General features: G+C 68.1%; 13 protein-coding genes. 4 read left to right on the top strand and 9 right to left on the bottom strand.

The annotated features are described in order from the left end of the window. Positions 1-21: 21 nt before the first annotated feature. The 9 genes from bamA to rpsB all read right to left on the bottom strand — a co-directional run bounded on the left by bamA (position 22) and on the right by rpsB (position 9860). Positions 22-2379, bottom strand: a complete 2358-nt coding sequence (bamA, locus tag UYS_RS0200125; protein ID WP_016853457.1) for an outer membrane protein assembly factor BamA — start codon at positions 2377-2379, stop codon at positions 22-24. An 87-nt stretch (positions 2380-2466) separates the two neighbouring features. Beyond that, complete coding sequence (rseP, locus tag UYS_RS0200120; protein ID WP_016853456.1) at positions 2467-3825, bottom strand: sigma E protease regulator RseP; 1359 nt, start codon at positions 3823-3825, stop codon at positions 2467-2469. A 33-nt stretch (positions 3826-3858) separates the two neighbouring features. Beyond that, entirely contained in the window at positions 3859-5043 is a 1185-nt protein-coding gene (ispC, locus tag UYS_RS0200115) for a 1-deoxy-D-xylulose-5-phosphate reductoisomerase (RefSeq protein WP_016853455.1), read from the bottom strand. Then, positions 5040-5846 carry a phosphatidate cytidylyltransferase gene (locus UYS_RS0200110; RefSeq protein ID WP_016853454.1) on the bottom strand — a complete coding sequence of 269 codons (807 nt, stop codon included), beginning with the start codon at positions 5844-5846 and terminating at the stop codon, positions 5040-5042. The genes ispC and UYS_RS0200110 overlap by 4 nt, the downstream gene beginning before the upstream one ends. Next, positions 5839-6600, bottom strand: coding sequence for a polyprenyl diphosphate synthase (gene uppS / locus UYS_RS0200105; protein ID WP_026068242.1), 762 nt, complete (start codon positions 6598-6600; stop codon positions 5839-5841). Before uppS ends, UYS_RS0200110 begins: the two co-directional genes overlap by 8 nt. Before the next feature lie 72 nt (positions 6601-6672). Further along, on the bottom strand, positions 6673-7230 hold the full coding sequence (frr, locus tag UYS_RS0200100) for a ribosome recycling factor (RefSeq protein WP_026068241.1): 558 nt from the start codon (positions 7228-7230) through the stop codon (positions 6673-6675). A gap of 4 nt (positions 7231-7234) precedes the next feature. Further along, on the bottom strand, positions 7235-7999 hold the full coding sequence (pyrH, locus tag UYS_RS0200095; protein WP_016853451.1) for a UMP kinase: 765 nt from the start codon (positions 7997-7999) through the stop codon (positions 7235-7237). 110 nt (positions 8000-8109) lie between these two features. Beyond that, positions 8110-8979 (bottom strand): translation elongation factor Ts, encoded by an 870-nt coding sequence (gene tsf, locus UYS_RS0200090; protein ID WP_016853450.1) that lies wholly within the window; start codon positions 8977-8979, stop codon positions 8110-8112. A 137-nt stretch (positions 8980-9116) separates the two neighbouring features. Next, a complete protein-coding gene (gene rpsB, locus UYS_RS0200085; RefSeq protein ID WP_016853449.1) occupies positions 9117-9860 on the bottom strand; it encodes a 30S ribosomal protein S2 in 744 nt (247 codons plus the stop codon). Between the two features lie 295 nt (positions 9861-10155). Between rpsB and map the strand changes: the two genes are divergently transcribed. From map to UYS_RS0200060, 4 genes are all read left to right on the top strand, one after another. Next, complete coding sequence (gene map / locus UYS_RS0200075; RefSeq protein ID WP_016853447.1) at positions 10156-10947, top strand: type I methionyl aminopeptidase; 792 nt, start codon at positions 10156-10158, stop codon at positions 10945-10947. A gap of 10 nt (positions 10948-10957) precedes the next feature. After that, positions 10958-13636, top strand: coding sequence for a [protein-PII] uridylyltransferase (locus tag UYS_RS0200070; RefSeq protein ID WP_016853446.1), 2679 nt, complete (start codon positions 10958-10960; stop codon positions 13634-13636). 144 nt (positions 13637-13780) lie between these two features. Next, complete coding sequence (gene dapC / locus UYS_RS0200065; protein WP_016853445.1) at positions 13781-14980, top strand: succinyldiaminopimelate transaminase; 1200 nt, start codon at positions 13781-13783, stop codon at positions 14978-14980. A 15-nt stretch (positions 14981-14995) separates the two neighbouring features. Continuing rightward, positions 14996-15334, top strand: a complete 339-nt coding sequence (locus tag UYS_RS0200060) for an arsenate reductase (protein ID WP_016853444.1) — start codon at positions 14996-14998, stop codon at positions 15332-15334. Positions 15335-15364: the final 30 nt, after the last annotated feature.

Genomic DNA, 15364 nt, shown 5'->3' with positions numbered 1-15364 from the left:
GGCGGCCCGCCGGCGGCCGGACTAGAAGGTCTGACCCAGCGAGAACTGGAAGAACTGGGTATCGTCGTCGCTCTCGGCATTGAGCGGCTCGGCGATGCTGAAGGTCAGCGGGCCCACCGGGGTCAGCCAGGAGACGCCGAGGCCCACGCTGTAGCGCAGCTCGCCCAGGTCGACGCCGGAGCTGCAGTTCGACTGACCGGCCTCCTCGTCGCGCACCTCGTAGCAGTCGGTGAGGAAGGTGTTGCCGGCGTCCAGGAACACCGAGGGCTGCACCGAGCGCTTGTCCTCGACGAAGGGCATCGGGAAGATCAGCTCTGCGCCGCCCTCGATCAGCACGTTACCGCCCAGGGTGCGGTCCTCGTCGTCGTCGCTGTCGGTGGGCGGCGTGGTGCTCGGCCCCAGGGTGTTGCTGGTGAAGCCGCGCACCGACCCCAGGCCGCCGGTGTAGAAGTTCTCGTAGAACGGATAGGGATCGCTGCCGATGCTGTCGGCATAGCCCACCTCGCCGCGCAGCTTGAACGACCAGGTCTGTTCCTCGTTCATCGGGAAGAACTGCCGGGCGCGGGCGCGCAGCTTGTAGTACTCGGAATCGCTGCCGGGCACCGCGGTCTCCAGCGACAGGCGCTGGTAGTTGCCGGCGGTGGGCATGATGCCGCGGTTCAGGTCGTTGCGGGTCCAGCTGGCGGTCAGCTTGAAGGCCTGGGCGTTGTCGCCCTCCTCGTCGACGTAGCGCTGGATCTCCGAGGCCGTGTCGTCGTAGGTCTCGATGGTCAGGTCCTCGACGTCGGCCCCGAAGTTGAGCCGGGTCAGCTCGTTGATCGGATAGCCGAAGTTGATGCCGCCGCCGTAGGCATCCGTCGAATAGGTCGAGATGTCGGAGTCCTCGTAGTCGGTCTCGCGGTAGAACAGGTTGTAGCCGCGGGAGATGCCGTCGAGGGTCCAGTAGGGATCGGTGAAGCCGAAGTTCAGGTTGGTGTAGGTGTCGCTGCGCTGGGCGCCGATGTTGACCCGGTTGCCGGTGCCCAGGAAGTTGTTCTGGGACAGCGAGGCGCCGTAGATCACGCCGGCGCTCTGGGAGAAGCCGATGCTCGCGGAGATCGAGCCGGACGGCTGCTCCTCGACATTGTAGGTCACGTCGAGCTGGTCGTCGGAGCCGGCCACCGGCTCGGTCTGCACCTCGACCTGCTTGAAGAAGCCCAGCCGCTCCAGGCGCTCGCGGGACTGGCTGATCGACTCGGTGGAGGCCGGCGCGCCCTCCATCTGGATCATCTCGCGACGCAGCACCTCGTCCTGGGTGGTGGTGTTGCCGACGAACTCGATCCGGCGCACGTAGGCGCGGTTGCCGGGCTGAACACGGAAGGTCAGGTCGACGGTGCCGTCGCTGCGCGTCTCGGGGATGCCATCGACGTTGGCGAAGGCGAAGCCTTCGGCGCCGAGCCGCGAGCGCAGCGCCTCGGAAGAGGCGGTCACGTCGCTGCGCGAGAAGACCTCGCCGCTCTGCACCTCGAGCAGCTCCCGGGCCTCGCGCTCAGGGATGCGCAGGTCGCCGGCGAAGTCGATGTCGCCGAGGCGGTAGCGCTCGCCCTCGCTGACGTTGATGGTGATGAAGATCTTCGACTTGTCGGGGCCGATGGAGACCTGGGTCGACTCGATGGCGAAGTTGACGTAGCCGCGATCGAGGTAATAGGAGCGCAGTCGCTCCAGGTCGCCGGACAGCGCCTGGCGCGAATATTCGTCGCTGGAGAACCAGCCGAAGAACCAGCCCGGCTTGTCCTCGAGCTCGAGCACGTCGCGCAGGGTCTCGTCGTCGATGTCCCGGTTGCCGACGATGTTGATCTGGCGGATCTTGGCCACCGCCCCTTCATCGATGTCGATGTTGACCTGAACGCGGCCCTGGCCCAGCTCCTGGACCTCGGTGTCGATGCTGGCGCTGTAGCGGCCCTGGGCCTGATAGACCCCGGACAGCTCGCGCTGGATCTCTTCCAGGGTGGAGAGCTGCAGCACCTGCCCCTCGTCGAGGCCGGCCTCGCGCAGGCCGTCACGCAGATCCTGCTCGGGAATCTGGCTGTTGCCCTCGATGTTGAGGCTGGTGATGGTCGGGCGCTCTTCCACCTCGATGATCAGCACGTCGCCGTCGCGGGCCAGCTGGATGTCCTCGAACAGGCCGGTGGCGAACAGCTGTCGGGCCGCCTCGGCCAGCTCTCGGTCGTCGACGGTGTCCGGGGCATTGACAGGAAAGGCATTGAAGACGGAGGCCGCCGATACGCGCTGCAGCCCCTCCACTCGTATGTCCTTTACGTCGAAGGTTTCCGCCTGTGCCGTGCCGCTGCCGGCACCGGCGAGCAGCAGCGCCGCCAGTCCGATGGTCTTGATCTTCATGCAGTCGATTCGCTCGCGTTGATCTGCCTACCTGTCCAGACAGGCACCTTATACATTTGCACGGGTAACTGACAAGCCAGGGGCCGGCTACCAGAGCCGCATCAGGTCGAAATACAGCGCCATCAGCATCAGGGTCCCGACCAGCGTCAGGCCGACGCGCAGGCCGATCGCCTGGGTCCGCTCCGACACCGGCCGCCCCCGGGCCGCCTCCACCAGGTAATACAGCAGGTGGCCACCATCGAGCACCGGGATCGGCAGCAGGTTGAGCACGCCGAGGCTGATCGACAGGTAGGCCAGGAAACTGATGAAGCTCTCCAGCCCCGAACGGGCGGAATCACCGGCGATGCGGGCGATGGTGATGGGCCCGGAGAGGTTGGACGGCGAGATCAGCCCGACCAGCATCTTGCGGATCGAGTCCAGCGTCAGCACGGTCATCTCGCCGGTACGCGACACCGCCTGCCCCACGGCGGCCAGCGGCCCATAGCGGATCTCGCGGCGATACTCTTCCGGCCACGAGACCGACGCGACGCCGGCGCCCACGTGGCCGACGGTGGAGCCATCATCGAGGGTCCGGGGTCGCGGCGTCAGCGACAGCGAACGCCGCTCGCCGTCGCGGTCCACGCTCAGCGACAGGGTGTCGCCGGGGCGGCCGCGGACGCGCTGGACGAAGTCACTCCAGTCGGCCACGGGCTCGCCGTCGATGGCCAGGATCTCGTCGCCGGCCGCGAGGCCGGCCTCGGCGGCCGGTTCGCCCTCGACCACCTGGCCGAGCACCGCGGGAAGGGTCGGCCGCCAGGGGGTCACGCCGAGGGTCTGCAGCGGCCGCGGCGGGTCCTGGCGCACCAGCCAGTCCTGCACCGGCAGGCGATGCTCGCTGGCCCGGCTGTCGCCCTCGTCGCGGGCCTTGACCGTCAGCTCGCCGCTGGCGCCGATGGCCGCGACCAGCTCGAGATTGATGTCTTCCCAGGAGTTGACCGCCTCGCCTCGCACCGCGGTGATCTCCTGGCCGGCGACCAGGCCGCCGCGGGCGGCCGGCGAGTCGGGCGCGACCTCGCCGATCACCGGCACCACGGTGGTGGTGCCGGCCACGAACAGCAGCCAGTAGGCGACCAGCGCCAGCAGGAAGTTGGCCACCGGGCCGGCGGCGACGATGGCGATGCGCTGCCACACGCCCTTGTGGTTGAAGGCCAGGTGACGCTCGTCGTCGGGGACCGGCGCCTCGCGCTCGTCGAGCATCTTGACGTAGCCGCCCAGCGGAATGGCCGCCACGGCGAATTCGGTGCCGTGGCGGTCGACCCGCGACCACAGCGGCTTGCCGAAGCCCACGGAGAAGCGCAGCACCTTGACGCCACAGCGCCGGGCGACCCAGAAGTGGCCGAACTCATGGAAGGTGATCAGCAGGCCAAGCACCACGATCACGGCCAGCACGTTCTGGATCAGACCCATGGCTATCTCCGGTAAAGTTGACGAAAGAAGGCGCTAGCGGCGCCCCAGCCAGGCCTCGGCCTCACGGCGCGCCCGGGCATCGGCGGCGAGAATCCCTTCCAGCGCATCGGCGGGCTCGAGCGGGCAGGCCTCGCGCACCCGCGCCACCAGCTCGCCGATCCCGGCGAAGCCCAGCCGGCCGTCAAGGAAGGCCTCCACGGCCACCTCGTTGGCGGCGTTGAGCACCGCCGGCGCCGTGCCGCCGTCCTCCATGGCCTCGCGGGCCAGCCGCAGGCAGGGGAAGGCGGCCTCGTCGGCGGGCTCGAAGTCGAGCCGCGCGATCTGGAACAGATCCAGCGCCTCCACGCCGGCATCGATGCGCTCCGGCCACGACAGCCCGTAGGCGATCGGGGTGCGCATGTCCGGGTTGCCCAGCTGGGCCAGCACCGAGCCATCGGCATAGGCGGCCATCGAGTGGATCACGCTCTGCGGGTGCACCACTACCTGAATCTGCGACGGCCGGGCATCGAACAGCCAGCAGGCCTCGATCAGCTCGAGGCCCTTGTTCATCAGGGTGGCGCTGTCCACCGAGATCTTGCGCCCCATCGACCAGTTGGGATGGGCGCAGGCCTGCTCGGGGGTGACCCCGGCCAGCGCCTCGGCCGACCAGCCGCGGAAGGGGCCGCCGGAGGCGGTCAGCAGCAGCTGGGTGACGCCGTGGCGCGCGAGCCCGCCGCGATGCTCGACGGGTAGACACTGATAGATGGCATTATGTTCGGAATCGATCGGCAACAGGGTCGCGCCGTGACGGTCCACGGCGTCCATGAACAGCGACCCGGACATCACCAGCGCTTCCTTGTTGGCCAGCAGTACCCGCTTGCCGGCGCGCACCGCGGCGAGCGTCGGCAGCAGCCCGGCGGCGCCGACGATGGCCGCCATGACCACCTCGACCTCCGACGCCTCGCTGACCTCGACCAGCGCCTCGGGGCCGCAGCGCACCTCGGTGGCGAGCCCCGCCTCGCCCAGCCGCTCGCGCAGCCAGGCGGCGTCTTCCTCGCGGTCGAGCACGGCCAGCGCCGGGGCATGGGTCCGGCACTGCGCGAGCAGCGCCTCGCGGGAACGGTGGGCGGTCAGGGCATGGACGCGATAGCGGTCGGGGTGCCGCGCCAGCACGTCCAGGGTGCTGGCGCCGATCGAACCGGTGGCGCCGAGAACGGTGACGGCCTGGGGCTGGCTCATGCGCCGAACCCTCCGACCTGCAGCAGCGCGAACAGCGGCACCGCGGCGCACAGGCTGTCGATGCGATCCAGCACCCCACCGTGACCGGGAAGCAGCTGGCTGGAGTCCTTGATGCCGCGGTGACGCTTGAGCATGCTCTCGAGCAAGTCGCCGACCACCGAGGCCAGGGTGACCACCGCGGTCGCCGCCAGCAGCGCCAGGGTCGCGCCGAACGACAGGGCCTGCCAGTCGGCGAACACCAGCGCCAGCAGCTCGGTCACCACCAGCCCGCCGATCACGCCCTCGCGGGTCTTGCCGGGGCTCACGCGGGGCGCCAGCTTGCGCTTGCCGAGCGACTTGCCGACGAAGTAGGCGCCGACATCGGCGCCCCACACCAGCAGCAGCACGAACAGCAGCCACACGCCGCCGGCCTCGCGCAGCACGTTGAAGCCGACCCAGGCCGGCAGCAGCACCCACAGCCCCATGGCCAGGCGCATGCCGGTGGAGCCCCACTGCGCGAGGCGTGACGGATAGCCGACCACCCAGCGCAGGTTGAGCAGCCAGCCCAGGGCGCCGAGCCACAGCACCCAGCTCGCCTGGTGCTGGCCGGTCAGGCCCAGCAGCGCCATCAGGACGGCGAGGCCCAGCACCGGCTTCAGCCGGCGGGCGCCGGCCCCGAGGCCGGCCAGATTGGCCCATTCCCAGGCCCCGAGCAGCACGATGGCCGCGGTGAACAGCGCGAAGGCGACGCCGTCGAGCCCGAACAGCCCGACCAGCGCCAGCGGCGCCAGCCAGGCGGCGGTGAGAATGCGTTGTTTAAGCACCTTGCTGAGCCTCGACCTGGTCGTCGGTCATGCCGAAGCGGCGCTTGCGCCCGGCGAAGTCGGCCAGGGCCGCGTCGAAGGCGTCGCCGTCGAAATCGGGCCACAGCAGCGGAGAGAAATAGAGCTCGGCGTAGGCCAGCTGCCAGAGCAGGAAGTTGGAGATGCGCTTCTCGTCGCTGGTGCGGATGCACAGGTCCACCGGGGCGGTGAGACTCAGCTCGGCCCCGATCGCCGCCTCGTCGATCGCCTCGGGGGCCAGCTCGCCCGCGGCCACCCGCTCCCCCAGCCGCCGGGCCGCCTGGGCGATGTCCCACTGGCCACCGTAGTTGGCGGCGATCACCAGATGCAGCCCACGGTTGTCGCCGGTCAGCGCCTCGGCCTGCTCGATGCGCTTCTGGATGGAGGACGAGAAGCCGCTGCGATCGCCGATCACCGAGAGGCGAATGTCGTGCTGATGCAGCTTCTTGACCTCGCGCTTGAGCGCGATCAGGAACAGCTCCATCAGGGCGTTGACCTCGACGGCGGGCCGCTTCCAGTTCTCGCTGGAGAAGGCGAACAGCGTCAGGGTCTCGATGCCGCGTTCGGCGGCCCGGCGGATCACCGCACGCACGGCCTCGACGCCGGCATGATGGCCGCGCACGCCGGACATGCCGCGGGCCTTGGCCCAGCGGTTGTTGCCATCCATGATGATGGCGACGTGATGCGGCAGGCGGTCCCCGTCGGCTCGGGGCTGGGGAGACTGGGGTGACGTCATGATGTCTCGCATGGCGGGTGGGACGGGGCATTCCATGAACGACGGCACCCGGAGGTGCCGCCGGCCCGTCCGTCAGACCTGCATCAGGTCGTGTTCCTTGGTTTCCAGGGTCTTGTCGATCTCGGCGACGACCTTGTCGGTCAGCTTCTGGATGGCATCCTCACCCTGACGCGCCTCGTCCTCGGTGATGTCCTTGTCCTTCAGCAGCGCCTTGATGTCGCCGTTGGCGTCGCGGCGCACGTTGCGCACCGCCACCCGGGCATTCTCGGCTTCCTGACGCGCCTGCTTGATGTAGCCCTTGCGAGTCTCCTCGGTGAGCATCGGCATCGGCACGCGGATCACGTTGCCGGCGCTCGCCGGGTTGAGGCCCAGCTCGGCGGTCATGATGGCCTTCTCGACCTTCGGCACCATCTGCTGCTCCCAGGGCACCACGGTCAGGGTCCGGGCGTCCTCAATGTTCACCGAGGCCACCTGATTGATCGGCACCTGGCCGCCGTAGTAATCGACGGTCACCGCCTCCAGGATGCTGGGATGCGCCCGGCCGGTGCGGATCTTGTTGAAGTTGTGATGAAGAGAGTCGAGGCTCTTCTTCATGCGACTTTCTGCGTCCTTCTGGATCTCGTCAATCACGTTCTCACCCTCTGTCAATCAGCGTGCCTTCCCGGCCGCCTACCACCAGGTTCAGCAGCGCCCCCGGCTTGTTCATGTTGAACACGCGTACCGGCATGTCATGGTCCCGCACCAGGCAGATGGCGGTCAAATCCATGACCCCGAGCTTCTGGTCGATGGCGTCATCGTAGGACAGCTGCTCATACTTGACCGCATCGGGATACTTGACCGGGTCCTTGTCGTACACCCCGTCCACCTTGGTGGCCTTGACCACCACGTCGGCGTCGATCTCGATGCCGCGCAGGCAGGCCGCGGAGTCGGTGGTGAAGAAGGGGTTGCCGGTTCCCGCGGAGAACATCACCACGTCGCCGGAGGTCAGGTAGCGGATCGCCGTGCGGCGGTCGTAGTGCTCGACCACGCCGCTCATGGGAATCGCCGACATCACCCGCGAACGGATGTTGGAGCGCTCCAGGGCGTCACGCATCGCCAGGGCGTTCATCACCGTGGCCAGCATGCCCATGTGGTCGCCGGTGACCCTTTCCATGCCCGCTTCGTGCAGCGCGGCGCCGCGGAACAGGTTGCCGCCGCCGACCACGATGCCGACCTGAACGCCGATGCCGACCAGCTGGCCGATCTCCAGCGCCATGCGGTCGAGCACCTTGGGGTCGATGCCGAATTCGGCGTCGCCGGTCAGGGCCTCCCCGGACAGCTTGAGCAGGATGCGCTTGTACTTAGAGACCTCGGCGCGAGGCTTGTCGGTCTTGGTGGAAAGTGGCTCGGCACTGCTCATGGCATGTCTCCCGGAAACTCGAGGAATCTGGATGGCCGGATGCACCGGCCGGATACGCGAAGGCGTGCGCTCTCGCGCACGCCATCTTCATGCTGGAACCGGCTGGCGCCTTAGCTGCGCTGCGCCTGTTCCATGACTTCCTTGGCGAAGTCGACCTCTTCCTTCTCGATGCCCTCGCCCACTTCGAAGCGGGTGAAGCCAATGACCTCGCCACCGGCGGCCTTGACGTACTCGGCCACGGTCTGGTTCGGATCCTTGACGAAGGCCTGCTCGGTCAGGCTGTTCTCGGCCAGGTACTTCTTCAGGCGGCCCTGGACCATCTTCTCGGCGATCTGCTCCGGCTTGCCGGCCATGTCCGGCTGGGCCAGGATGATCGCCTTCTCGGCGTCCAGCTTGTCCTGCGGCATGTTTTCCGGCAGCGCGACGGCCGGGTTGATGGCGGCCACGTGCATGGACACGTCCTTGGCGGCCTCGGCGGTGCCACCCTTGAGGGTGGTCAGCACGCCGATGCGGCCGCCGTGGACGTAGGCGCCCACCAGACCGCCTTCCGGTGCGTCGACGACGACGCTGCGGCGCACGCCGATGTTCTCGCCGATCTTCTGCACCAGCTGCTCGCGGGCTTCTTCCAGCTCGCCTTCCATGATGGCGGCGACGTCTTCGCTCTTGGCGGCGAAGAAGGCATCGGCCACGCGGTCGGCGAAGGCGGTGAAGTTGTCGTCGCGGGCGACGAAGTCGGTCTCGGAGTTGATCTCGACCATCACGCCATAGCTGCCGTCTTCGGCAACGCGGGTGACGACGGCGCCTTCGGCGGCGGTACGGCCGGCCTTCTTGGCGGCCTTGAGACCGGAGTTCTTGCGCAGGTTCTCGATCGCGGTGTCGATGTCACCGCCGGCCTCGGTGAGGGCCTTCTTGCACTCCATCATGCCGAGCCCGGTGCGCTCGCGAAGTTCCTTGACCTGAGAGGCGCTGATAGCTGCCATGGTAGTGTCCTCTGAATGGTTCGACCTGAAATAATAGCGGGGAAGAAGAGAGAAAAGGGGGCCTGAGCCCCCTTGCGCCTGCTCGGCGAGCCGTCACCGAAGTGACGGCAGTCGGGCCGACCCAGGCGGGCCGACGATCACTCGGCGGCGTCGCCCTGGCTCTCTTCGGCTTCGGTCACCTCGACGAACTCGTCCGGACGACCTTCCTTCGCACGACCGCAGGCGTCGGCGATGGCCTTGACGTAGATCTGGATGGCGCGGATGGAGTCATCGTTGCCCGGGATCACGTAGTCGACGCCATCGGGGTTGGAATTGGTATCCACCACGCCGATGACCGGAATGCCCAGCTTGTTCGCTTCGTTGATGGCGATGCGCTCGTGATCGACGTCGATCACGAACAGGGCATCGGGCAGGCCGCCCATTTCCTTGATACCGCCCACGGACCGCTCGAGCTTGTCCTGCTCGCGGGTCGCCATCAGCACTTCTTTCTTGGTCAGCTTCTCGAAGGTGCCATCCTCGTGCATGGCCTCGAGCTCGCGCAGACGCTTGATGGAGACGCGAATGGTCTTGTAGTTGGTCAGCATGCCGCCGAGCCAGCGGTGGTTGACGAACGGCTGACCGACGCGGGTGGCCTCTTCCTTGACGATCTTGCTCGCGCTGCGCTTGGTGCCGACGAACATGATCTTGTTGTTGGCCGCAGCCATCTTCTCGACCACGTCGATCGCCTCGTTGAGGGCCGGCAGGGTGTGCTCGAGGTTGATGATGTGAATCTTGTTGCGAGCGCCGAAGATGAACTTGCTCATCTTCGGGTTCCAGTACTTGGTCTGGTGACCGAAGTGGGCGCCTGCTTTGAGCAGGTCACGCATGTTGACGTGTGCCATGGATGACTCCTGAAAAATCGGGTTAGGCCTCCACGCACCCCATGGATCCGACCGTCGCGTCATCGAGGATGGCCACGACAGCACCCGAGACCATGTGCCGGTGCATGTGTGTTTTCAAGGCATTGCGTTGATTGACGTACTCCCCTGGGGGTCGCCGAGGCGCCGAGGACTCGGCGAGGCTCCGCGATTGCAGGAAAGCGCGCAGCTTTATACCATGGATCACTCCCAAGATGAAGTCGCCCGACGCCTCCCGCGCCCTCGAGCCCGGCGACACCACCTCCGATTCCGAGATTCCATGAACGTACCCATCAAAACGCCCGACGAGATCGAGAAGATGCGTGAAGCGGGCCGCCAGGCCGCCAGCGTGCTCGAGATGATCGCCCCTTACGTCCAGGCCGGCGTCAGCACCGGCGAGATCGATCGGCGCTGTCACGACTACATCGTCGACGAGCTCGGCTCCACGCCCGCCCCGCTCAACTATCACGGCTTCCCCAAGTCCGTGTGCACCTCGATCAATCACGTGGTCTGCCATGGCATCCCCGACGACGGCAAGAAGCTGAAGAAGGGCGACATCATGAATCTGGACGTCACGGTGAAGACCCGGGACGGCTACCACGGCGACTCCAGCGTGATGTTCATCGTCGGCGAGAGCATCCAGGGCAGCCGCCTGTGCCGCGTCACCCAGGAATGCCTCTACAAAAGCATCGCCCTGGTGCGTCCCGGCGTGCATCTCTCGGAGCTGGCCCGCGCCATCCAGCAGCACGCCGAGGCCAGCGGCTACTCGGTGGTGCGCGACTTCTGCGGTCACGGCATCGGCGCCGGCTTCCACGAGGACCCGCAGGTGCTGCACTACGACGGCTATGCGCCGGAGGCGGACATCGCCCTCGAGGAAGGCATGTGCTTCACCATCGAGCCAATGATCAACGTGGGCGACCACCGCACCAAGGTGCTGCGCGACGGCTGGACCGCGGTCACCAAGGACAAGGGCCTCACCGCCCAGTGGGAACACACCCTGCTGGTCACCGCCAGCGGCGTGGAGGTGCTGACCGCGCGCAGCGACGAAGACCTCTCCTTCCTCGCCCACTGAGCCGGCCGCCATGCTGCTGCACCACTACGCCTTCACGCCCGACGAGAGCCTGTTCGACGTCGAGGACTTCCGCGCCGAGCTGACCGGCAGCCGATCGCCGATCGCGCCGTTCAAGGCGGCCCTGGCCACGATCCAGGCGCGCCTCGACGAACGCTTCCACGCCGGTGCCGACATCCGCGACCTGGTGCACGGCCGCGCCTGGTGCCTCGACCGCCTGCTGGCGCTCGCCTGGCAGCAGCATGACTGGCCCGACGGCATCGCCCTGCTCGCCGTGGGCGGCTACGGCCGGGGCGAGCTGCATCCCCGCTCCGACATCGACCTGCTGCTGCTGCTCGAGCACGATGACGACGAGCCGTTCCGCGAACCGCTGACCGCCTTCATCACCTTCCTGTGGGACATCGGCCTGGAGATCGGCCACAGCGTGCGCTCGCTCTCCGACTGCGAGCGCGAGGCCGCCGCCGACGTCACGGTGATCACCAACCTGCTCGAATCGCGCACCCTGGCCGGCCCCGAGCGGCTGCGCGAGGCCATGCAGGCGCGCATCGCCACCGACCGACTGTGGCCGGCGGACCGCTTCTTCGAGGCCAAGTGGCAGGAGCAGATCGCCCGCCACTACCGCTTCAACAACTCCGAGTATCACCTCGAGCCCAACATCAAGAGCTCGCCCGGCGGGCTGCGCGACATCCAGATGATCGGCTGGGTCGCCAAGCGACACTTCGCCACCGAGCGCTACGAGGACATCGTCGACATCGGCTTCATGAACGACGCCGAGCTGCGCATCCTCAGCCAGGGCCAGGCCTTCCTGTGGCAGGTCCGCTATGCACTGCACATGCTCACCGGGCGCGCAGAGGACCGCCTGCTGTTCGACCACCAGGCCACCATCGCCGAGCTGTTCGGCTATCAGGACACCCCGGAGCGCCTCGCCGTCGAGCAGTTCATGAAACGCTACTACCGGCATGTGACGGCGCTCGCCGGGCTCAACGACATGCTGCTGCAGCACTTCGACGAGGCCATCCTGCGCGACGGCGAAGAGCTCGAGACGGTGCCGCTCAACGCCCGCTTCGAGATCACCGGCGGCTACATCCAGGCCCGTTCGCGGACGGTGTTCCGCGAGGCGCCCTCGGCGCTGCTCGAACTGTTCCTGCTGATGGCCGAGCACCCCGAGATCGAGGGCGTGCGCGCCGACACCATCCGCCTGATCCGCGATCATCGCCACCTGATCGACGACCGCTACCGCGAGGACCCGCGCCACCAGCGGCTGTTCATGGCCCTGCTGCGCTCCAGCGGCAACGTCGCCCGTCAGCTCAGGCGCATGAACCGTTACGGCGTGCTCGGCAAGTACCTGCCGGTGTTCGGCCAGGCCGTGGGGCTGATGCAGCACGACCTGTTCCACATCTACACCGTGGACGCCCACACCCTGCGCCTGCTCAAGTGCTTCCACAACTTCCGCAAGGCCGAGGCCCGCGAGACCTACCCGGTGGCCGCGGTGCTGATCCAGCAGCTGCCCAAGCTGGAACTCTTGTGGATCGCCGGACTGTTCCACGACATCGGCAAGGGCCGCGGCGGCGACCACTCGATGATCGGCGCCCGCGACGTGGAGGCCTTCGCCGCCCTGCACGGCCTCTCCGTCCGCGACACCCGGCTGGTGGCCTGGCTGGTGGAGCATCATCTGCTGATGTCGATGGTCGCCCAGAAGCGCGACATCAGCGACCCGGAGGTGATCAGCGAGTTCGCCCGCGAGATCGGCGACGAGACACGCCTCGACTATCTCTACGTGCTGACCGTGGCCGACATCACCGCCACCAACCCCACGCTGTGGAACGGCTGGCGCGCCTCGCTGCTGCGCCAGCTCCACGCCGAGACCAAGCGCGCCCTGCGCCGCGGGCTCGAGAACCCGATGGAGCGCGACGACTCGGTGCGCGAGACCCGCGACGAGGCGCACTCGCTGCTGGCCACGGTGGGCGCCGACATGGACCGGGTCGACCGGCTGTGGGAGTCGCTGGGCGAGGACTATTTCCTGCAGTACGCCCCCAGCGAGATCGCCTGGCAGACCCAGGGCATCCTCGACCACCAGGGCAGCGAGCTGCCGCTGGTGATGATCAGCGCCCCCACCGCCGACATGGCCGAGGGCGGCACCAAGGTCTTCATCCATACCCGCTCGGTGGACAACCTCTTCGCCGCCACCTCGGCGGCCATGGAGCAGCTCGGCCTCTCGGTGCACGACGCCCGCATCGCCACCTCGAGCAACGACTGGACGCTCAACACCTTCATCGTGCTCGACGACGACAACCTGGCGATCCGCGAACCGGCACGCCTGGAGGAGATCCGTCGCCACCTGGTGGAAGAGCTCGACGACCCGGACGACTACCCGCAGATCGTCAGCCGTCACACCCCGCGCCAGCTCAAGCACTTCCGGGTGCCGACCCAGGTCATCATCGAGCAGGACCCGACCGGCGGCCGCACCCTGCTGGAGCTCACCGCGCCGGACCGTCCCGGCCTGCTGGCCCGGGTCGGGCGCATCTTCATGGAGCAGGACATCGCCCTCTCGGCGGCCAAGATCGCCACCCTGGGCGAACGGGTCGAGGACGTGTTCTTCATCACCGACCGGGCCGGCGATCCGATCACCGACCCCGAGCGCCAGCAGCGCCTGCGCGAGCGACTGATCGAGACGCTCGATATCCGCGGCTGAACGGCGCCGGGCGCCGGGTCAGCCTGCGCAGTGTCTCGCGTTTGAGGCCCCACCGGGGGTTCCCTATAATCGGCGTCTTGCCCAGCGCTCGATCGAACCACAAGCATCATAACGACGCCGATAACGGCCCCCACTGGACGCGCCATGAACCCCGATCTCGACGCCCTGCAGCCCTATCCCTTCGAGAAGCTCGCCGCTCTCAAGGCCGACGTGACGACGCCCGAGGACCTGGCGCACATCCCGCTGACCATCGGCGAGCCGCGCCACGCGCCCTATGCCGGCGCCCTCGAAGCGCTGACCGCGCACATCGGCGACATGGCCCGCTATCCGGCCACCCCCGGCATGCCCGAGCTGCGCGGCGCCATCGCCGACTGGGCCCGGCGGCGCTTCGCCCTCGAGGGCCTCGACGCCGAATCCCAGGTGCTGCCGGTCAACGGCACCCGCGAGGCGATCTTCGCCTTCGTCCAGGCGGCGCTGGACCGCAGCCGCCCGGCGCGGGTCGCGGTGCCCAACCCCTTCTACCAGATCTACGAGGGCGCCACCCTGCTGGCCGGCGGCACGCCGCTCTATCTCGACTGCCGCGCCGAGCACGGCTTTCGTCCCGATCTCGACGCCGTGCCGGCCGAGACCTGGCGCGACGTGCAGATCGTCTTCACCTGCTCGCCGGGCAACCCCACCGGCGCGGTGACGCCGCTCGACGAGCTCAAGAAGCTGATCGCCCTGGCCGACGAGCACGACTTCATCGTCGCCGCCGACGAGTGCTATTCGGAGCTCTACCTGGACGAGGGCGCCCCGCCCCCGGGCCTGCTGCAGGCCTGCGCCGAGCTCGGCCGCCACGACTACCGGCGCTGCCTGGTGTTCCATTCGCTGTCCAAGCGCTCCAACCTGCCGGGGCTGCGCTCGGGGTTCGTGGCCGGCGACGCCGCGCTGCTGGCGGCCTTCCGCCGCTACCGCACCTATCACGGCTGCGCCATGTCGCTGCCGCTGCAGCACGCCTCGATCGCCGCCTGGAACGACGAGGCCCACGTGCGTGCCAACCGCGACGCCTATCGCGAGAAGTTCGCCGCGGTGACCGAGATTCTCGCCCCGGTGATGGACTTCCCCGCGCCCGAGGCCAGCTTCTACCTGTGGCCGGCGGTGCCCGGCGGCGACGACGAGGCCTTCACCCGCTCGCTGTTCGCCGAGCAGCACGTCAGCGTGCTGCCGGGCAGCTACATGGGCCGCCCCGGCGCCAACGGCGTGAACCCCGGCGCCGGCCGCATCCGCCTGGCGCTGGTGGACGAGCTCGACGCCACCGTCGAGGCCGCCCACCGCCTGCGCCGCCACGTCGAACGACACGCCTGATCAGGAGAGACCGCCATGATGACGCTGTTCGGCATCAAGAACTGCGATACCTGCCGCAAGGCGCGCAAGGCCCTGGAAGGCCAGGGGCAACCCTTTCAGTTCCACGACCTGCGCGAGGACGGCCTGTCCGCCCCGCTGCTCGAGGACATCCTCGAGCGGGTGCCGGTGCTGACCCTGCTCAACAAGCGCAGCACCACCTGGCGCCAGCTGCCCGACGAGGACAAGGCCGACATCGATGGCGACAAGGCCCGCCGGCTGATGATGGCCAACCCCACCCTGATCAAGCGCCCGCTGCTCGACACCGGCGACGACATCCTCGTCGGCTTCCGCGACGGCGACTACGACAATCTCTAGGCGGCCACGCGGCCGACCTGCCCCCATCGA

Origin of the sequence: Halomonas smyrnensis AAD6, assembly GCF_000265245.1 — a bacterium.
Taxonomy (GTDB): Bacteria; Pseudomonadota; Gammaproteobacteria; order Pseudomonadales; family Halomonadaceae; genus Halomonas; species Halomonas smyrnensis.
Note: the sequence above shows the minus strand (reverse complement) of the source record. Positions and strands in the feature narration are given on the sequence as shown.